The sequence below is a fragment of the Spirosoma flavus genome (assembly GCF_054778555.1).
In genome coordinates this window covers 398,431-418,305 of record NZ_BAAGZL010000001.1, presented here as the reverse complement: position 1 = coordinate 418,305, position 19,875 = coordinate 398,431, and the positions used below count along the sequence as shown (strand labels likewise).

Genomic DNA, 19,875 nt, shown 5'->3' with positions numbered 1-19,875 from the left:
AATAAAATCTATTTAAGGAGTGAACAGAGTCAGGTGTGGGTTATGATACCATACAAGATCGTTGTCCTCTATTATTAGATAATACGAAATCTGCTCCAGCCAAGGCAGTAAAAAATACTCGATTATTTTCTGTGGAGAATTTCCGATTTCTGGTTCGTTTGTCAACGTTTCATGATTCAGATGGAATTCAGTTGCCTTATTGTGAACAATTGAATTTCGGAACGCATAAACAAGCTTTGCAAATATATCAGGCATCCTATCAGCGTTTACTACGTTCTGATATAAGACAGGGTTGTTTTGACCACTGATTTGTAATAATTCAAAAAGCCGGTTGATGTGATTCACATCCGCAATCTGGCCAGGATGAATGTTCTGCCAATCGGTAAACATCCTTGCTGTGAAAGTTACTCCAGGCTCTAATTCCAGTGCCATGACAGTTTTAATCAAGTCCTTTATCGCATCAAGCTCATTTTTTTCAACATGACGATACAATGTTCTGAAATGTCTGATTGAAAATGGCAGATTGTTCCGATTTCTTTCAAGACTGACAATAGGCATTCTGAACATAAAATGCTCAACCAAGTGATATATACGTAAATATTTATCCAGAATGTCCTCCTGAGCATTGTATTCACTGAGAATGATTAACGAATCGGTAAACTGCTGGTAGCTTTTTTCAGACTTTATCCTTCTAAAAGAACTTACATTTGGTATGTTGGAATATAGAGAAGGATTATGTACAAGCTGACCCGATTTTACTAAATGAAGTGTTATACACGAGAAGATGGCGTCGGAATGACCATGCTGCGCTGCTCTTATAAGCACATTCTGGCCAACCGCAACAGATGCACCTGCGTTTCCCAGCTTTGATAGGAAGTGGAACATTAGATCAAGTGAAACTGATGATTGATCGATGAAATTCTGTAAAGCTGGCAGATCGGAAAGGTTGAATAGTATTATTGAATTTTCGATTTCTGCCGAATCATCAAATAAAAAATTCGACGGTTTCATGGTTCGGGTAATATGCTCTATGCAGAATATAGCAGGATCGACTGCAACTGTCAAATCAAAAGGATTTCCACTGCCAGTAACTTCCGATTCAATTGCATCGATAATCTTTATCATTAACAGCAGCTCGTTCAGGCGACTACCTGGATAATGAGGAAATTCATCGGCCAAGTCTGAGATTGTAGTCGTCAGCGGTTGAAAATTATTATGAATTGTAACTGCGGTACGAGATACGTTTATATTTGAAATATTATTAGAAACATTTTCGATAAGCTCAAATAAGCGGTCCTTCCTAAGCTGATTCGGCAGATTATCGTAGTAATTCTGAAAATCTGGATTTGCATCCGTGCAATCTGCAAGCATACGCAGCAAATTATCATAGATAACGTTTAACCTCTGTATCATTTCTATTTCTTGAAATACACCGGCCAGTCAGCAGCAGCAGTTTGATCATTTAAAATATCTTGAGTTGCCAGAAATACCGCACGTTTATTCACTGTACCAATATTGATCTTAGCCAAGTCAAGGGAATTTCGCTCGTATTCAAACAGGTCCAGTCGGAGAACTCCAGGATTACCCCCGATCTTCAGGGAAAGCGTCCGAAGAGCTGATACCGGAGTCATTTCATTTTCCTGTGCGTACTTACCACAGGCGGCAAATAATCCTGTCAGAGACGTTTCCCTTCCCAGCCATCTGACTGCCGCACCATCGTACTGTTCTGTTAGTTTAGTATCAATATTCATTAATGTGTCAATGAACTGATGGATAAAATCATAATTGATCAGATTATCAAAGATCGAGTCATCAAAATCTTCAGCCTGTGCTTTCTGGATTAAGTTAACGTTATTGGTAATCGGCCTGCCGCTGTTGAAAGAAAGAATGGCAGTAATTAAATGTGAAAAGTGAAACTGTCCAGGCACTCTGTTTTTCGAATAAGTTATAGATGGTGCTTCCTTTTCGCGTAATACCTTAAAACCTTTCAAATCGGCATTCCGGAATAGGGGGAGCATATTACTGAACAATAGTTCCAGTTGGTGCTGACTCTTGACGGCCTTATGTCCCGCATTCAGAATAAGCATCTTGTTAACTTCATCACGTGGTTCCAGACCAACCCAGAGTTCAAACCATTGCCAGCGATCGTAAAGCATCCTCAATTGTTCAGCATCAGCAACCGGCTGCATTTTGAGGTGACCAAGAAGTTTTTCCATCATGAGCACTGAACTTTTAATCTTAGCAAGTTCCTCTTTGAATTGTCGGGACAATTGTAATCTTGTTAAGGAGAGTAAATCACGATTCACATCCAGTTCGTCTGCAACTAGTTTTATGGTATCAGCAATGACCTTCAGACGATAGGTGCGTTGCAATCCGTCGAGTACCTTAAACGTTCTGATGCTGATCATCCCATTCACGGGCTGCGGGACAGGGTCTTCTGCAACCAGTACCATGAGCGGGATATGACGTTTTTCGATGATTGTTTGGATAAGATTGTCGAGATAGGTATTATTTACGATTTCTCGCTGAATCTCATAATTTCGATAGTTGTCCGGCAAACTTGTTATGTAATCCGCAAGTTTCACTCTCATCAGATAACAGGTTGCGTCGCCTTCAGAAGTTTGGTCTCTTACTTCAGCATTCATCATTTTATCTCATTGACCAGTAAATTTAATAACTGAGGGATTGCCCTAATTAGAACCAGCGTATGTTAAGGGATTGATGGCCAAATCTTTCACCTCATATATACAGTTCCATACAGGCCAAGTTACTGACTTTAACGGGTTTTCTGAATTGTGTTGGCAACAACGGCCCCAACAACCCAAACTTGGAAAATCAAGTGCCTATTTGAGAGTGTCATTCGTCTTATTTTTTACGCTTATGCTCCTCAAACGCATTTACATTTTTTCACCATTCAAAGATGGGCAAAAGCCAATTATGCGCTGATAGACTAGCCGAAAGCCGCTGATCGAAAGACAACCCGTACGATTGCTTACTGTTATACAGATCCTTTCGCCTACAATCGCACGACAGTTTCTGCCACTTGACTATGCATGCTTTGGCCACGCCTGTAGCTTTGCTGACAAAAGTGTATGCATTAGGTGGCATCGGGCAAAAAAAACATAAGCTTTTCAAAGTAGTACCTCATGCCAGCATTGATACCGATGCTTATTGGGTTAATAGCGAGTATCATGGCTAGCGATTTGGCTATGGCTAACACCTACTTTGCAATCACTACTACTACTTGCCACTGATGGCTGCTGTAACTAAAAATTGCCATCTCCTAGCTACATGCATTGCTCCCTTGCAGGCACGCTCAGGGATATTAGTTGCCGAAAGCGGGTATTTTGTAATCGGTTTTTGCAAGCTATCTACAAGCGTTTTCGATCTTGGTTATCTCTCCTTGTCTGTTCAAACTAGGTCAACGGGTAAGACCGTTCAAGCAATATTATGACGATATGATAGATTCTAGGGCTGGCCGGCTCACCTGTCGTCATAAATCTTCGGTTAATCCAGCGTTCACCCTCACTAATGGACTGACAAGTCTAAGTGGCAATATAAAGTTGCCTTATAAAGATTGGATTGGGGCATTGCCTATTTAATTACAGATAGTTACAATATATAATTAATTATGTATGATAATTTTATCAATCAATGGAGTTTGACAATTTAGAGAGATTTAAATTCACTTTTCAATAACACCTATTCCTCAAGCAAAAATATAAACCTGAGAAAGTCACTCTGTTTTGTACACCAAAATGTACACCAATAAAAAAGCACTTAAGATTTTTACATCATAAGTGCTTAATTTTCAGTAGTGGGAGTTGACGGGTTCGAACCGCCGACCCTCTGCTTGTAAGGCGGGGCATTTACCTTAATTATCTTTTGTTAGCATCTATTAATCTATTACTAGTCAGTACTTTAGTCTAAATCTGTTTATTGTCGCTTGTCGTTAATACTCCTTTATTTATTATATTTGTTGTACCTAATGTTGTACCTAGAACATTGGGTACAACAAAATGGCAAGAACTACTGAACACAAGGAAGGTAAGGCTACAGTAAGGCTCATTTATCGGACAGTGAAAACACTCGCAGATGGGAGTCATCCGTTCTGGATTCGCATAACCAAAGACCGCAGTAGTAAATACATTTCTACAGGTTTATCGCTGCATCCGAGGTATTGGAACGACAAATATACCAGCTACAAAGAGGCTATTCGAAAAAGCTACCCTGAACCCTATCGTAACGACCTTATTAACAGTTTAGAACGTTGGGAGAAAAAATATAGCAGTGCCGCCGAAACATTAGCTGTAGATGACGAACGGCACGATGCTAAGGCTGTAGCTAGCAAAGCCACTGAAGGCCGTAAAAAGACCCGTAGCATTACGTTACTAGCTTACATTGATGAGGTTGTCGAAATGTTAAAAGCGTCCCGGAAGCAAGGCAATAGTGTTATTTATCGAGACCTTAGAAATCAACTTGCTGACTTTATCGAACATCTCTACAGCAGAGATAATAAAGACGTTTCATTTAGCGAGGTTACAGTACGTTTCTGTAATCAATTGGAAACTTTCTTTCGTCAGCGAGGGAATACAGATACAACGTTGTCAAATCGTTACCGTACCCTAAGAGCTGTATTCAACAAAGCTATTGCCGAGGGCGTAGCCAAACCGGAACATTACCCTTTTGCCCGTACTGTTGCTGACAAACATAAGTTCAGTATAGGCAAGTTTGATACCTCAACACAAAAACGGGCTATTAGCCGCGACGAGATACGTAAAGTAGAAAATTATGTACCAACTGGCATCTACACTCCCAGTGAGTTCGCAGGTATTCGTAATGCTTCGGCCATTGCCAATCTGAAAAATGCCGCCGAAGTCGAACGGCTTACATTAGCTAAAAACGTGTTTCTATTTTCTTTCTACGTTGGCGGCATAAACTTCGTTGATCTAGCAAAACTACGTTGGCGTAACATTAACACCGATACCGAAGGATACGCTCGATTGACTTACATCCGACAGAAAACAGGCGGTAAGTTTCCGATACGACTAATACCACCTGCCCTTGCGTTGCTGGAGATATATAAAGCGGAAACATATAATGGTTTAGATAGCTATGTTTTCCCAATTCTTAATCATCAACTACACACCGACGAAAACAAAATTAAGAATCGGCTACACAAGATTTTAGGTCAGGTTAACAAAGACCTGAAAATTTTAGGCGAACGAGTCGAAATTAATACTCCTTTAACTACATACGTTGCACGGCACAGTTTCGCTACAACATTACGGCAGAAAGGTACTGCAACTGCTGTAATCAGTCAAGCTATGGGCCACAAGACCGAAGCCGTTACAGCTATCTACCTTGATTCCTTCGCATCTGAGACCATTGATGCTGCTTATAATGCCTTACTTTAATTTACTACATCCATTAATAAAAAATGAATGAGTTTAAGAATAGCCGCGCTACAATAATGAGTTTTATTAACACGATACCTCTAAAATTAGAAGTACGGTTAATAAAAGACGGTAATATATATGAAACACCATTACATTCATTTCTATTAGAAGGGCTTGTAATAGGCGAACAGAGATTTAAAGAGGAAACTCCCCAACAAAATATTCATTACATCAGAGAAACTAAAATTCAGGCCCAAAATGAAATAATACGTCTGCAATCCAAAATAGCTGACATAGTATCTGGCATTAAAAATCATAGCGACAATAAGTATGTCATAAATCTGATAAAAGAACGCATAAAAGTTCAGGAATATATTATTCAGTTTCTAGACTTGTTACACAGTGAGTATATGAATACTTATTTTTTAAACACTTCAACAAGCGAACCTGACAATAACGTAAGTACATTAAATGAGCCACAATTTGACCCGCAACGAATACAAGTGGATGAATTGTATAGGTTCAATATGATAGATAGGTTACAAGAATATATGAACTCAATTGAGTCCTATTCTGACCGCGTTCAATATTATATGAAAGTTTGTAAGGCTTTGGGCTTCGGGCTTATGTCACTGAATAATGGGTCGCGTGGTGTGTTTGAGCGTCCATACTGGAGCCGAGACAGGAAGACCGATGAATTTGTAGATGAGCAAGGTAATCCTGTACGCGTTAAGTATTGGGGGCTTTCTTATTCAAATGATGAGGAACATAGAATTTTACTTAAATCCTGGTTTATTGAGCAACATCAAGAAGAATTTAGGCAGTTTCAACATTGGGTTAACGAGTCGGTAGAACAACGTAAAGCTAGGTATTCCGAGAAGTTAGATACCTGGAATGAAATAGAATACGCAAATCTTCAATTAAAAGCTGTAGAGGGAGAAATTAACCGTTTTCAACAAGAATACACGGATTTTCAGGCTAAGAAAACAGGTTTTGACGCACAAGAAAATGAATCAGTCAGGCAGCAACGATTACACGCACCTGCCCTTGTTGAAAGCGAATTATTAGGCAATAGAGCTATAAATTGGACGGCTTTTTATCGTTCTTATCAGCTAATATCATTTAGTTTTCTGTGGAATATGATAGCGTTTAAACTATTTCTAATACAACAAATTAGTAAATCGCAATCTCCCTTACCTACCTCAACGCAAACAATTACAGATAAGCAAGGTCTCAGTATTCGGGAACAAATGCTTATTCATTGCTACGAACAAGGTAGAGTAATCAAAAGAGGTGAGCCAAACTATAATGATTATATAACATTTGCTACGCCTACTAAGCGTAAAAGCTATGCGAATGGCTCGGAAAAAAAAGCTAAATCTCTTGTTAATTCTATTAGAAAGATACTCCCGCATCTAAGCCCAAAGGCAGTACAACAAGCCAATAGTGAAATAAATACAATAGAATCAAATTTGTGACCGGGTAGCAACCCGGTTGCACACTTTTCTCCCGAATAATATTGCTCCGTCAAAATAAAAAGACAGAGAGCAATGATTAATCCATTTGAGCCGATCAACGCCCGGTTAAATAATCTGGAAGCGTTGACATTAGAAGTGCTGCAATTGCTACGTAGCACGAACAAATCTTTCTCTGACGAGGTAGGAGGTATCAGACTCGCGGAAGAAATTACGCGACTAAGTAAGCCGCGAATCTATACGCTCGTATCAGAGCGTAAACTACCCCACAAAAAACGAGGCAACCGCTTAACATTCTGCCGTTCTGAACTACTCGCATGGCTAGAAGAAGGCAATCGGGCTGAACAAAAGGAGGGATATAGCCATGAATGATCTCCCGTACTCTTTGTTCTTACTAAGTCTATTTATGATAGTAATAGAGTTGCTTGTACTCTATGAAGAATACCTGAATAGTAAGGGCTCCCAACCTGAACAGCCACCGAAAAGTATTGACGAGGATTCCGACGACTTACCGTTTGGCCCCGTTTCCCGCGATCGAGAGAATTGACCCACATAAAAAAGGCGTTCCCCCGAACGCCCTTAATGCACTATCACTATGATTTCTGAACAGGACAAAGATACAGATTTTACGGCTGAACGTCCGCCTTTATTCGATATGAGCGATGAGGAATTAGCCGATACCGCTAACCGCCAGTTTGAACCGGAAGAACCCCAGGCCAGTAAAACTGCCACCCCTCCCCAGGCTGACAAAAAACAAGCTATGCTGAACCGCCTACTATCCACAGAGCAGGTATTAAGTGAAGCGGCTACAAAAAAGGTTGTTTTTAGCCCTCCACTAATTAGCCGGGAGGAAGCGGGTATTATAGGAAGAGGAACGGTCAATATCATTCAGGGGGCTTTTGGGTCTCATAAATCTCGACTGGCTGAACTCTTAGCCGCTTTAATGCTGACGACCAACGATTCACAAGATTCGCAATTTCTTGGCTTTAAACGGGCGGTGCTGGAGCGGTTTTGTGTCTGCTACATCGACACCGAGCGCAACCAGAAAGAGGAATTGCCCTATGCTGTGCAGGGTATTAAAGTACGAGCTGGATATAGCATAGAAGAGCAGCCAGAACAGTTTCGCTTTACCACTATCAAAGGTGAAAAACGAGCTGACCGCTTTGACGCCATCGAAACGTTTGTACATCACGTTCGGGAAAAGACGAGCTTACACCTATTCTGCCTGATTGATGTGGTTACTGATGCTATAGGGGACTTTAACGACCCTAAAGAATCCATGAAGTTGTTTGACTTTTTAGGCAACCTCTGTGATAATTACGACGCTACGTTTTTACTGGTTATTCACCAGAATCCTGGCACCGAAAAAGCCAGAGGGCACACCGGTACTGAAGCAGCTAATAAAGCCAGTACGGTTTTACAAATCGGTTTAGAGAAAGATGCTAGCGGCATCGAAACCGACCTGATCAAACTACGATATCTCAAACTACGACGGGGCAAAAAGCCTGAACCACTGTTTCTACAATTCTGCCAGGAATCCAACGGCTTAAAATTAGCCGGAGCCGATGCCATTGCTAGCCACATAAATCATCGTAAGCATAAAGCCGATTCGGACGAAATAGCCGACCGTTTAGAGAGCTTGCTGGCTGATGGGCCAATGGAGAAAGGAGAGGTTTTCAAAATCCTAGAATCAGAGTTCGGGGCCAAAAACGCTACCATTCGGGAACGACTGAAACAGGTTTTGGCGGAGCAGCCATTCATGATGGATGAGCAGGGTAACAGCGTTCGATTAGCTGAATACCGAGATGGTAGAAAACAGTATTACCATCTAAAACCGATTGATGACGAAGAGGAGGAGGAAACCCAGAACTTCCAAGAAACTGAGTAAAAGTTACTGCTAACTGCCAAACCCCATATAGGGCCTTTAGCAGTTAGCAGTAACTTTTGATACTGCCAAAATCAGTTTAGCAGTCACTTTAGCAGTTAGCAGTATGGATAACCAGCAATACCGCCCCAACTTATTAGACCTGCCGATTTCGGTATTTGCCAATTGTTTTGCCAAAGAGCCCGAAGGCATTACCACACTCCGACGCATTGTTAGCCGAGAATACAATCGGGCACAAATTGAAACAATACGGGCCGAAGTAGATGAGGTTAAGCAAAAAAATCTAAAAGATAGATTACGTGCATTTTCCCCCGTTGCCTTGCTTCATCATAGGAAAGCAGCAACTACGTATGGCGAAAAAATAGACTACCAGTGGCCACTATTAATGGGCGATGTGGATACGAAAGACAACCCTGGGCTGAATATGGCTGAACTAAAAAAACACTTGTGCCGCTTACCTTATGTGTTGCTTTGCGCTTATTCGGTACGGGGTGGTTTGTGGTTTGTGGTACGTTTACCCGATAACCAGACTTCTGATACGTTAGCGGCTCATTTTCGCTATTTGCAACGGGTATTTACTGAAACATTTAAAGTGAAACTGGATAGTAGCAAAGGGGGGAATCCGACCGATTTACGATTTGTCTCCTACGATGCCGCCCCGTTCTTCAATGAGCAGGTTAGCGTAATGAGTGGAACCTATACCCCGCGCAAAACCAAGCCCCGCTCGTTTGTGTCAAGGCAGTCTAACAATCCTGATGGCAACGAACTACTAAACCGGTTGCTGCGCTTTGTAGAGGGATCCACAGAGGGAGAGCGGCACCAGCGATTACTAAAAGCAGCCACTGTTGCGGGTGGATACATAGAAGCGGGCCGAATGGATGAGACAGCCGCTGTTTATGGGCTGGAAACTGTAGTAAGTGAATGGCCAACGTTCAGCAAATCGCAAAAGACCATTCGGGATGGAATTCGTCACGGGCTGACAAAACCAATCTATCCGGATGCACATCCTCCCCCCCAGGCCAGTCCTATCATCGTTCGTAGCATAGCCGAACAACTGGCAAATCCTGGTTCCATTCTCAAGCCCTATGAATCCGATCTGGAGCGATTCACTGTTGATGATTGTGATAACTATCCGACTGATTGGGATATGTAGCCTTTGCCACTTACCCAGCTATTACATAATGGTTTTTGAACAACATGTGTCCGTTGTCTAAGCTTATTTTTGTTAATTTGAGTGGAAAGTTATTGATTATCTTAATTACCTGTTCTGATAAAGTGGTTAACACTTACGTAACTATAAGTGGCTACAAGTTGGTGTTCAACAAGAAAATAGTTCTTTAAATCGCGTTCAATAGTAAAACAGGTAGTAGCGGTATGCTTGCGTGCGACAAAGGGGTCGCCTTAGTCAGATGCGTAGAAGCTTTCATCTCCGAGTTCTTGTTGACATACCGAACGCTTGAATTAGGAAAACTACAGTCTTTGGTGTTTATCTTCTAGATGACAAAATAAACAGTTCTTATAGGTAAATGCTTGAAATTTTGACTTTACAATAGCATCATTAGCCATCAATTTCAGTCATGTTTGATTTCGACTATTTTAATAAACTCGGCTTAAATCTGTATACAGCTTCCCATGTGTTGAACTCATTTAATTCTAATGAGTCTAACATACTTAAATCACCAAATATATACTGGGATGAATATAAAGTCAGAAAGCAGACTTCCAAAGACGTAGATTTTTTAAAAGAACAAGAAAGTTGTGGTTTTGGAATAGTTTTGGGGTTTAATGATATTTATTCATTAGATATCGATGGGTATTTAGACGAAAATCTTATATGTAACTTACTGTACATTTTGGGCTTACCATTAGATTATGAATGGGTAATAAAATCGGGGAGTGGTATTGGCTTTCATATTATTTTTATTTGTTCAGATTTAAAAACATATGAAAAGAAAACGATAGCATATTTTGCTAGAGAACATAATCGTGATTTTGGGAAAATAGAATTTAAATTTGAAGGGAATTCAATTCTGCCTATGTCATTACATGAAACAGGCAACTATTACTCATTTTACAATAAATTTCCTAAATATATACCAAGAGAAGTGAGTTTTGACGCTCTGAAACTAATAGAATTACATTATTGCTCTTATCAAACAGCATATAGCCAATATGGAGAATATGATTTTAATGAGCCTGATTATGATCCGACAATGAAAATTGATTTCATTGCTCCTGTAGATAACGACTTAGATTTTATTTTTACCCATGTTTTGAGGAAAAGGAAATTTTTGGTTTTTTCATGGCATGTAAAGGAAATTAATACTACTAATTTTTTAAACAAAAAACTCTATTTAGTACAACTATCATTGTTAATGTTAGATAATAATTTTAATATCGTTCTTCGCAAAAATTATAATTATGTTGACAATGTAAACTCTTACGGCAAAGTAGATGACTTTATTTCATTGGATATTTCCAATAAAATTATATCTGGTAACAAAAGCGCTATTTTACAAGAAATTAGCACTTATATAGAATTGGTTAACAGCATAGTAATTTTCGATGAAAAGGAAATAGATACTGTTCGTTCCGAAATAAACAATATAACATCTAAAAGGCACAGTAATTTAAAATATCTTAATAATTATGGTTCTCATCGTCATCGGGAAGATCATAAACTAGTAACATTTTCTACACCAGAATTTACAGAATTAAACTACTTTTTTGAGAAGAAATTCAACAGAAGAATTAGTTCAAACTCTTCTCTAATTAAAGCATATTATCTATATTATTTGTTATTAGACAAAGAAAAGATACCATTTAAAAGCGACAAAATAACACAGAACGAACTATGGGAAACAAAAACTTTACATAACTTACTTACAGGTGAAAAGGAGGATTTTTTTAAAAATAATATAGATCATATCAAAGCTTATTTAAAAGAGAATTATGGGTATAAATCAGGTTCGATTAACAGTTTCATTGAAAATAAGGATTCGAATTTTCCAGGAAACTTTGACGATCTAATAAATATTGTAAAAGACATTAAATTGCAAAAACGAAAAGAGGCACAAGAGAGAATAGATTATCTAGAAGAGTTAAGGGCAAATTATGACCCGAGTGAAGATAAATCTTATGACAGAAGCCGAGAGCTTGAGAGAGATAATTTCGATGCATTAACTGATGGTCAATATGGGAGTTTTGAGAGGTTCAATGGAGATTATGATTCCTTAAGAGATTCAATGGGTTTATAGAATAATATAAATTTTGTAACGTAACACTGAAAAGGAGTGTGATAGTAATAAAGTTGGAAAACAAATTGAGCGTTGTTTCTCTCCGTGCCGGTTAGCTTTCCCTCGACAGGATGCTCGCCCCGAGGGAAAGTTTGCAGCCTAACCAAACGAGGATGTAAAGGTTGACGATGCGTTTTTTGTTTGCAGTAGTCTCAGCGGCCATCAGCCCCTGTGGTCGTTGGGTAAAGCGTCCAAAATAAGTACTGAAAATTGCAGTCTCTTCCTCTAATTAACTTCATTATTAGCCCCGTTTTCTCTAAATTAGAGAGAAAATAGAGGTAATTATGCAGTTCGAAAAAGGCCGAAATAAGACTGGAGGTCGTCAGGTTGGAACACCTAACAAATCCTCCTCAGAGCTACGCAACCAGCTACAGAGTGTGGTTCAATCCACTCTGAATGAACTGCCTGAATTACTGACTTTACTGGAGCCTATCGACCGAGCAAGATTGCTAACGGCTTTATTGCCTTACGTAATGCCAAAGTTAAATAGCATTGAACTAAAAGCCGAGCAAAAGGAAGATCAACCTAAACGAGGAAAACCGGAATGGCTAGGTATGGCCTTGAAGCAAAGTGAAAAGATTATCTCCCCAACTAATTAACCGTAAACCATGAAATTCGAAAAAGGCCGCGAAAAAACGGGAGGTCGCCAAGCGGGTAGTCAAAACAAAACTACCACTGATGTAAAAACCAGAATCGCTAATCTGATAGATGAGCAGTTTGATAACATCGCGTATGATGTGTCTTTACTGGAACCTAAAGACCGTGTATCAGCCTATCTGAAGTTGTTAGAATACGTCGTACCTAAACAGCGTGAACAGAAAATAGACCTTTCTACGCTAACTGACGAGCAGATAGACGAGTTGCTGGATAAAGCAATGGCTAAATTGAATTAACTATGCGTCTGAACAGCATAAATCGCACCAGAAAGCTAAAGATTTTGCATCAATTCCTAGCTGGTGAGACTGCTTTATTACGTCAGTTAAAAGGCGTTCCTCCCTCAAAGTCAATATTTATACCAGAGGAATTCCACACTATGAGTGACGAACAGCTAGAAGCCCTTATTCGACTGAGGCCAGGGAAAAAAGACTTCAATTTTGAGGGAATGACAGATGAGGAGTTAGAGGCCATCATTAAACAGGGTGGACGTGAAAGCTAGGTCGCGCAAAGAAAAGCTGGTAGCCTTACAGAATGCTCTAACGGGTAAACACTTCGAAAGCTCCACCAGATGCAGCAAAAGAGAGTCTTTTATATGGTAGTTTGCGATGAGGGAGAGCCGCACCCTAGTGATTTAGTCGATGTACGATTAGCTGATGAGCAGGGACGAAAGCGTATCACCTACGCTGACTTTTTGGATAACCCGGCTATGTATGGAGGTTTCTGCATTACAGTTGACAAATATCCATGAAACGAGTTGAAAAGCTAAAGCTGCTAGCTGCCTTAATTACAGGCACAGTCACATCTAAACAGGTAGCTGATTTACGAAAAAGCCAGGAACCTATATTTTTGACGATGAATCTTGAGGATGACGATAATAAAATTGAAGTGGAATCCGACGAGCCTACTTTCAATATGGAAGTTTACTCAGACGGTACGACTAAAAGCTATGACCGTTACCAAGACGGACGAATTGAATACCGAATTATTTGATTGAACACTCTCATTAATTACCAAGGAATAAATCCGATTTGATGTGGCTCCCAATCAGATCAAAGTCTTGAACAACACTAGTATGCTTCACTTTTGGGTTTATTGTATACACACAAAACGTTAAACGCCTTTAAGAGTCTACTCATCAAATTAGGTTCAGAATCTAAACGAAGACTCACTATAGACTCTTTAGCCACCATGTTATAATCTGGAATTGTTGATTCATCGACAGTACCATTTGGAAGCCTAAACTTTTTAGTTTCATTGCTTACTCGTTTATTAATCAGGTTAGCCTTAGTAGTAATTACCAGCAAATAGTCCCCATATAGCTCAGTACCTGGAAGATCTAAATTATCTGATTTTATTATTTTATAATTATCACTAGATTTAAAAATCTTCCAAGGTATATTATACGTAATAATTGAATTAGCAGTAAGAAAATCTTCATTGTTTAGCTCCATTGAATATTCAATTATTAAATCTGTTTCATTGGAAGAGATAGACTTAATTAAATATATTCTTTTTACATTTGGACTGGTGCTATTACTTTCATAACCTTCACTATATAATGATAGCTTTTCAGTAATCCACTTTTTAGTTTCTGATAGTGAGGGTTTTGCTGGAGCCTTTTTTTGAGATAGAACTTCATGAGAAAGTGTAAGTATTAAAAATACTAATGGGAGATAGATTGCTGATTTCATAGTATTTAAAAATTTAAAGTCAAAACTCTGCACTTCGCTGCTGTCAATAAATCCAAATTCAGCGATATAGTCCGTACTAATCAATATTTTATTGCGTCAGTTAAAGGAGTTGATTTAATCATTTTCAAATGGGTCATTAGACTTTTGTATGGGGTAGTAAGTTTTCAAATTAATAAAAGCTCGCTTTACTTTTTCTAGTAAATTATCCTCACCTGTACTAAACGCTATATTATAATAATTCCTATATTCAACTGTGGAGTTTTTTATGTACTTCACACAGTTGCCTGAGAATAATAACTGCAATAGTGTATTATCCGATTGTGATGTTTGGCTTTGTTTCGATCCATCATTTAAGATAACATCAGGGTCTTTATTGAATTCAGGTTGAAGTATATTTATTTTAGATAGTTTTTCAAATGGCGCTTCGATTTGATACGTGATTGATTCATCTATATTACTTGAGGTTTCTATATACCTTTCAACCATAGTGGCTAGTAAGTTAACTCTACTATTATCATTATTGAAAGAAATATGATATTCACTTGTATTAATACCATTAGATGTTTGATTAAATCTTTTACTTCCATTACTAAGCTGAATGGTTGATCGAGTGTTAATTAAATATATATAAGGCACTGCATATTGTGATATTTTCTCATTTAAATAATTTATTGTAGTTGCTCTTGAAGGCTTTATGTTCTGCTTTGCTTTTCTATTTTGACAATATCCTACCGTCAAAGCTGAAAAGCAAAACAGTAGACAGACAATATTTCGAAGCAAGTACTTCATACCATTCCAAATTAATTTTACTGCAATGTTTTCCAAAATTTCTACTTCGTATTTACATTAATCCTTTCTTTTTTAACCACCAAATTAGCTACATTTCTATTTTGGCTTCTTCCATTTGAATTACTCCCCAAAAGATTATCACCTCGCTTATCCCTTAATTTAGTTAAGCGAATATTAGTGACATCGTGAGAGGTAGTGTACCAGTTACCTGGCGATTCTTTCACTTGACTTGGAGTAAAATCATAAGCAGAAACAGAGGCAGAACCCGGCCGGTCACAGTTTGTATCAAACGTCACAGTCAATTCACCATAGGTATTTGATGACATATTTCGCAACCTAGCGTAGGTATTAGCCATGCCTTGACAAGGTTTATTTCGGTATTTAAATGCGACTTGAATTCCATGACCTACATCTATCCATTCCCCCCAATCTTGAGCGAAACATACTGTTGTAGTAATCATCAGAGCAAAACTTAAAATAGCTTTCATGGTGTTAATGAATTTAAAGGTTGAACGATTTTAATTCAAGTTTTGATTAATGTAAACTCTATCCTATGCATTCTATTGATTCCCTTACCTAGCCATTCTCAAGAATCCTTTCATTCATTTTCAAATAGGTCTTTCTTTTTGGGTTCAGGGCAAACTAATTTGAGGTTAAGTAAAGCCTTTTTTATTTTACTGAGTAGATTTGCCTCACCTTCTATAAAATATAAATCAAATTCATTACTATAAATAGGTTTTTCCTCTTCACCATCTAGAATAAGATGGCTTACCGCGCTTGCACTTTTCAATTTTACATGCAAATGCTTTTTGTATTTAAAATCTTGGTATATAGTTACATTATTGCCTGATTTAGTTTTACGATAGGTAGTATCATTTTTTATTATTATAGAACTAATTTGATCTAGAGGAACCTTATATTTTGTTGTAAATTCCTTTCTTAATACCTGACTGCCGTCAAAATGATTGTCATTAATTTCTAGCCCAGTAAAACTTACATAACATCTATCTGAATCACTGAAAAATTTGTAACTATAATATCTATTTTGCTGAACAATTCCATAGTCTTTATTCGAGTTACTTCCTATATATTCCATAAAATTTTGACTGTCTGTACTATAGAGGCTTAATTTTTCATTTAAATATGCAATAGTCTGCTCTTTGCTAGGCCTACTACTCTGACAATAAGCCTTTTTAAAGGTTATAATAAGCAGAACTAGAGTAAGAAAAAAAACGTATTTTAATTGATTTCTCATAGAACCTCTAATCTTAAGTTCAAAAAAAATATTACAAATTTACGCCTAATCGAAATGCCATTTTTACGGAATCAACGCTTTTAATCATTTTCAAATGGGTCATTTGATTTAGGTTTCGGATAATATAGCTTTAGAGTATTGAAAGCTCGTAAGAGCTTTGTTAATAGTTCATCTTCACCATATTTAAAACCGATTATAAAATAATTTTCCAATTCACTAAAATTCGGATCATTGACGTTACTAATAATTACACAATTAGAAGAAAAATTAAATAGTAAGTAGTGTTCAAAATAAGATTTTTGTTTAAATTGATAACCACCATCTTCCTTCTGAAGATAAAAGCCAGGCCCTTCTTTTCTTGGCAGGCCGATAGTAATATCATTTACTTGGTTAAAAGGTGCAGTAAATAAATATTCATAATTTTCAATCTTATGATCACTCCTATCATAGTCCTTTGTATCGATTGTTTTTAATAAATGCCCTTGTAAGAATAATTGATTTCCTTTTTCGACAAATGAAATATTATTCATTGTATATTCGGTATTTTTAATATTATCATATGCATTACCATTACTATAAAAATGCATTACATATCCATCTTTCATTACATAATCAGTTCCATACTTATTATACTTATCTTTTATATAATTTAAAGTTACCTCTTTTGACGGCCTTTGTCCTCCTGGCGAAGTTTTCGGTTTACTCCCTTGGCTATATCCTGCTACTACAGTAGCAAAGCAGATATATAAACAAATGGCGTTTTGTAGTAAATACCTCATAGTGACTTAAGAACTAACCATTAAAATAAAATTGAGGATTTCATACTTAAAACTCAATAACCTGTCCGCTTCTAGTCACAATTATAGCTCCAACTACTCTGATACCATCTTTCCAGACCCGCTTAGCTTCCTCTTCAGATAAATATTGCACATTGTTACTTCTAAAACTTCTTGTAATCAGCTCATCCCAATTAGGTGAGCCAGCCAGGGGATTATCCCCATATTGATTATTGCCCTTTCCCACAATCATTCCATAAGATCCCCCTGAAGCAAGATAATACCCGAACCCACCGCGACCAACGTTTAAAAAGATGCGGAAACTTTTACTGGAAAGACAGTCGTCATTTGAAGAAGTGCCAGTCCATTTTATATTCGTATAGATCGCGGGTTCGCCAACTGATTGGCTTATACGATACTTAATAGTAATACTTGAGACGTTACAGCCATCAATCACAACCGGCCCCTTACTCGATACGCTTCCCTCAACAGGATTTGGCGATTGGCCCATAGTAGCAAGGCTGATACTAAAAGAAATAACAAATGCGGAAACTATAGTTTTCAATGTCATTTTGAATCAATGGCTATTAATATATTGGATCAGTTTAAAAGGGCAGTAAGATAATAGAGATTCACTTAACGTTCATGTATCTGTCCGTCAAGTGATTAAACGGTAGAAAATTGAGAGATATCATAAAAAAAGCAGACGAACAATTTCCGTCTGCTTTTCAGCTTCATTCCACATTATAAGAAGAATGCACTGTAGATTATCTTGTAATAAATAGATATTAGTTGCTTTTATCATGTCGATAAATTGGTAGGAGGCAACTTGTTGTACCTAGTGCTGTACCTAGAAACAAAAAAGCACTTAACATTTCTGCTAAGTGCTTGATTATTAGGGTGGGAGTTGACGGGTTCGAACCGCCGACCCTCTGCTTGTAAGGCAGATGCTCTGAACCAGCTGAGCTAAACTCCCTTTATTTTCCCATCCTTAGGTCGCGTTTGGGACTGCAAATATAGAGGCCTATTACGTCTTTTTGCAAGTTAATACACAAAAAAAACATATATTTTTTGTAATCCGCTGACCATCAGCATGGATAAGCTTATTCAAAATTTAGGTAGAGTGTTACTGTATGGGTAGTTAACCGATTAATGCCAATTCCAGCCGCGTTATTGGTCGGATTATATAGGTTCAGCAGGCCATGAGAGAAACGTAATTCAGGTGCAAACTTAAAAAACTCGAAGAATTGTTCGAAACCTATTCCATATTCAACAGCAAGGTCCATTGTCCTCGTACTAAGTCTGCTAGCCCCCTGATTCTCCTTTCGACGTACGTTTGTCTCGATACTGAAAGCACCACCTGCCAGTAAATACATCCGTGAGTTGTTACGTCGTTCAGACTTGTATTTGAACAACAAGGGAAAATCAACCCAGGTTGATTCACGCACTTCGGTTTTTGACGTTCCGCCCGGATAATCGTACTGCACTTCACGGCTGAAAAGTGAAACAGAAGGCGTCAGTCGTAAATCGAAACGGTCGTTTAGGAATGCATTGACAACAAAACCTACCCGAAAACTTGCTTTGTTTGGCGAATAAATTCGGTAAGCCGAATCAGCGGTAATAAATGACGGACTATATTTTACACTGAAACGAGTAACCGGCACTGCAAAAAAGAATCCGTAATGAATAAGTTTATCATCGTATCGCTCCAAATGCTTTACTACGTATTTATAGTTTTGCCCGTGCGACGTCAGCTGAACCAGCAAAAACAAGAGTATCGTCAAAATTCGCTTCAACCCTGAAACCGTAGAGCGATTTATCATGGCCGAGCCAGCTTGTGACCTACATAAATCGATGCAATGCCGAAGGTAAGGGGTATCCATTTCGTATTGGTAAATCCGGCAGCTTCGTAGATGCGTAGAAAGTCGGGCCCATCAGGAAAAGCCTGCACCGATTCGGGTAGGTACGTGTAGGCCGATGAGTCTTTGCTAACCAGGCGCCCAATGAGCGGCAGAATGGTTCGGGAATAAAACCCGTAAAGTTGTTTAAACGGAAACTGTCGCGGATTCGAGAACTCTAGTACTACACACATACCGCCCGGACGTAGCACGCGTTGCATATCCGTAAGGCCAGTTTGCAGATTCTCGAAGTTGCGTACACCAAACGAAACGATGGCAGCATCGAATTCATTGTCTGCAAAGGGTAAACGTTCTGAATCACCCAGTCGTAGATTGATGATCGAATCGACTCCGCGCTTCTTCATTTTCTCCCGACCAATAGCCAGCATACCTTCCGAAATATCGACCCCAACGATTTTCTGTGGCTTCAGCGAAAGCGCTTCGATGGCAAAATCGCCAGTCCCGGTTGCCACGTCCAGAATAGTTTTAGGTGCAAATGGCTTTAACTCTCGAATGGCTCGTTTGCGCCAGAGAATGTCGATCCCACCACTCAAGACATGATTCAACAAGTCATATTTGGGCGAAATATTGTCGAACATCTCCGCCACCTGCTCGCGCTTCGACGTATCTTTATCTTTATAAGGAACAACAGCCATTTCTAAAGAGCGAAAGAGTGAATGAGCGAAAGAGCGAATAAAAGACGCTGGTTTTCCGCTCTTTCACTCATTCACTCTCTCGCTCTTTAATATTTTGC

At 38.6% G+C, this 19,875-nt stretch carries 20 protein-coding genes and 1 tRNA gene; 10 read left to right on the top strand and 11 right to left on the bottom strand.

The genetic code is table 11. The annotated features are described in order from the left end of the window. Positions 1 to 12: 12 nt before the first annotated feature. Together ACYVF1_RS01735 and ACYVF1_RS01730 are read right to left on the bottom strand one after the other, a co-directional pair. Positions 13 to 1,371: a hypothetical protein gene (locus ACYVF1_RS01735; RefSeq protein ID WP_461074984.1), complete on the bottom strand. Its 1,359-nt coding sequence runs from the start codon at positions 1,369 to 1,371 to the stop codon at positions 13 to 15. A gap of 44 nt (positions 1,372 to 1,415) precedes the next feature. Further along, the gene (locus ACYVF1_RS01730; RefSeq protein ID WP_461074982.1) at positions 1,416 to 2,648 is read right to left on the bottom strand and encodes a hypothetical protein; all 1,233 of its coding nucleotides are present in this window, start codon (positions 2,646 to 2,648) and stop codon (positions 1,416 to 1,418) included. A 1,371-nt stretch (positions 2,649 to 4,019) separates the two neighbouring features. Between ACYVF1_RS01730 and ACYVF1_RS01725 the strand changes: the two genes are divergently transcribed. The 10 genes from ACYVF1_RS01725 (at position 4,020) to ACYVF1_RS01680 (ending at position 13,702) form a co-directional block, all read left to right on the top strand. Next, positions 4,020 to 5,417, top strand: a complete 1,398-nt coding sequence (locus tag ACYVF1_RS01725; RefSeq protein ID WP_461074980.1) for a site-specific integrase — start codon at positions 4,020 to 4,022, stop codon at positions 5,415 to 5,417. A 23-nt stretch (positions 5,418 to 5,440) separates the two neighbouring features. Continuing rightward, on the top strand, positions 5,441 to 6,877 hold the full coding sequence (locus ACYVF1_RS01720) for a hypothetical protein (protein ID WP_461074978.1): 1,437 nt from the start codon (positions 5,441 to 5,443) through the stop codon (positions 6,875 to 6,877). Between the two features lie 72 nt (positions 6,878 to 6,949). Further along, positions 6,950 to 7,246 carry a helix-turn-helix domain-containing protein gene (locus tag ACYVF1_RS01715; protein ID WP_461074976.1) on the top strand — a complete coding sequence of 99 codons (297 nt, stop codon included), beginning with the start codon at positions 6,950 to 6,952 and terminating at the stop codon, positions 7,244 to 7,246. A gap of 223 nt (positions 7,247 to 7,469) precedes the next feature. Next, a complete protein-coding gene (locus ACYVF1_RS01710) occupies positions 7,470 to 8,762 on the top strand; it encodes an AAA family ATPase (RefSeq protein ID WP_461074975.1) in 1,293 nt (430 codons plus the stop codon). A 103-nt stretch (positions 8,763 to 8,865) separates the two neighbouring features. Continuing rightward, positions 8,866 to 9,912 (top strand): hypothetical protein, encoded by a 1,047-nt coding sequence (locus ACYVF1_RS01705; RefSeq protein ID WP_461074973.1) that lies wholly within the window; start codon positions 8,866 to 8,868, stop codon positions 9,910 to 9,912. A gap of 424 nt (positions 9,913 to 10,336) precedes the next feature. Then, entirely contained in the window at positions 10,337 to 12,016 is a 1,680-nt protein-coding gene (locus ACYVF1_RS01700) for a bifunctional DNA primase/polymerase (protein WP_461074971.1), read from the top strand. Positions 12,017 to 12,339: 323 nt separating this feature from the next. Then, positions 12,340 to 12,654, top strand: coding sequence for a hypothetical protein (locus ACYVF1_RS01695; protein WP_461074969.1), 315 nt, complete (start codon positions 12,340 to 12,342; stop codon positions 12,652 to 12,654). A gap of 9 nt (positions 12,655 to 12,663) precedes the next feature. Next, positions 12,664 to 12,948, top strand: a complete 285-nt coding sequence (locus tag ACYVF1_RS01690) for a hypothetical protein (protein WP_461074967.1) — start codon at positions 12,664 to 12,666, stop codon at positions 12,946 to 12,948. Positions 12,949 to 12,950: 2 nt separating this feature from the next. After that, a complete protein-coding gene (locus ACYVF1_RS01685) occupies positions 12,951 to 13,211 on the top strand; it encodes a hypothetical protein (protein WP_461074965.1) in 261 nt (86 codons plus the stop codon). Between the two features lie 245 nt (positions 13,212 to 13,456). Beyond that, positions 13,457 to 13,702 carry a hypothetical protein gene (locus ACYVF1_RS01680; RefSeq protein ID WP_461074963.1) on the top strand — a complete coding sequence of 82 codons (246 nt, stop codon included), beginning with the start codon at positions 13,457 to 13,459 and terminating at the stop codon, positions 13,700 to 13,702. Between the two features lie 77 nt (positions 13,703 to 13,779). On the opposite strand, the gene ACYVF1_RS01675 is transcribed toward ACYVF1_RS01680, so the two are convergent. The 9 genes from ACYVF1_RS01675 to ubiE all read right to left on the bottom strand — a co-directional run bounded on the left by ACYVF1_RS01675 (position 13,780) and on the right by ubiE (position 19,777). Continuing rightward, entirely contained in the window at positions 13,780 to 14,403 is a 624-nt protein-coding gene (locus ACYVF1_RS01675) for a hypothetical protein (RefSeq protein WP_461074961.1), read from the bottom strand. 114 nt (positions 14,404 to 14,517) lie between these two features. Continuing rightward, positions 14,518 to 15,228 carry a hypothetical protein gene (locus ACYVF1_RS01670; protein WP_461074959.1) on the bottom strand — a complete coding sequence of 237 codons (711 nt, stop codon included), beginning with the start codon at positions 15,226 to 15,228 and terminating at the stop codon, positions 14,518 to 14,520. Positions 15,229 to 15,233: 5 nt separating this feature from the next. Then, complete coding sequence (locus ACYVF1_RS01665) at positions 15,234 to 15,680, bottom strand: hypothetical protein (RefSeq protein ID WP_461074957.1); 447 nt, start codon at positions 15,678 to 15,680, stop codon at positions 15,234 to 15,236. 110 nt (positions 15,681 to 15,790) lie between these two features. After that, positions 15,791 to 16,447: a hypothetical protein gene (locus ACYVF1_RS01660; RefSeq protein WP_461074955.1), complete on the bottom strand. Its 657-nt coding sequence runs from the start codon at positions 16,445 to 16,447 to the stop codon at positions 15,791 to 15,793. An 80-nt stretch (positions 16,448 to 16,527) separates the two neighbouring features. Next, the gene (locus ACYVF1_RS01655) at positions 16,528 to 17,226 is read right to left on the bottom strand and encodes a hypothetical protein (RefSeq protein WP_461074953.1); all 699 of its coding nucleotides are present in this window, start codon (positions 17,224 to 17,226) and stop codon (positions 16,528 to 16,530) included. Between the two features lie 46 nt (positions 17,227 to 17,272). Continuing rightward, complete coding sequence (locus ACYVF1_RS01650) at positions 17,273 to 17,794, bottom strand: hypothetical protein (RefSeq protein WP_461074951.1); 522 nt, start codon at positions 17,792 to 17,794, stop codon at positions 17,273 to 17,275. Positions 17,795 to 18,124: 330 nt separating this feature from the next. Further along, positions 18,125 to 18,199, bottom strand: a tRNA-Val gene (locus ACYVF1_RS01645). A 127-nt stretch (positions 18,200 to 18,326) separates the two neighbouring features. After that, positions 18,327 to 19,043 (bottom strand): type IX secretion/gliding motility protein PorT/SprT, encoded by a 717-nt coding sequence (gene porT, locus ACYVF1_RS01640; protein ID WP_461077783.1) that lies wholly within the window; start codon positions 19,041 to 19,043, stop codon positions 18,327 to 18,329. After that, a complete protein-coding gene (gene ubiE, locus ACYVF1_RS01635; protein ID WP_461074949.1) occupies positions 19,043 to 19,777 on the bottom strand; it encodes a bifunctional demethylmenaquinone methyltransferase/2-methoxy-6-polyprenyl-1,4-benzoquinol methylase UbiE in 735 nt (244 codons plus the stop codon). The genes porT and ubiE overlap by 1 nt, the downstream gene beginning before the upstream one ends. Between the last annotated feature and the right edge of the window lie 98 nt (positions 19,778 to 19,875).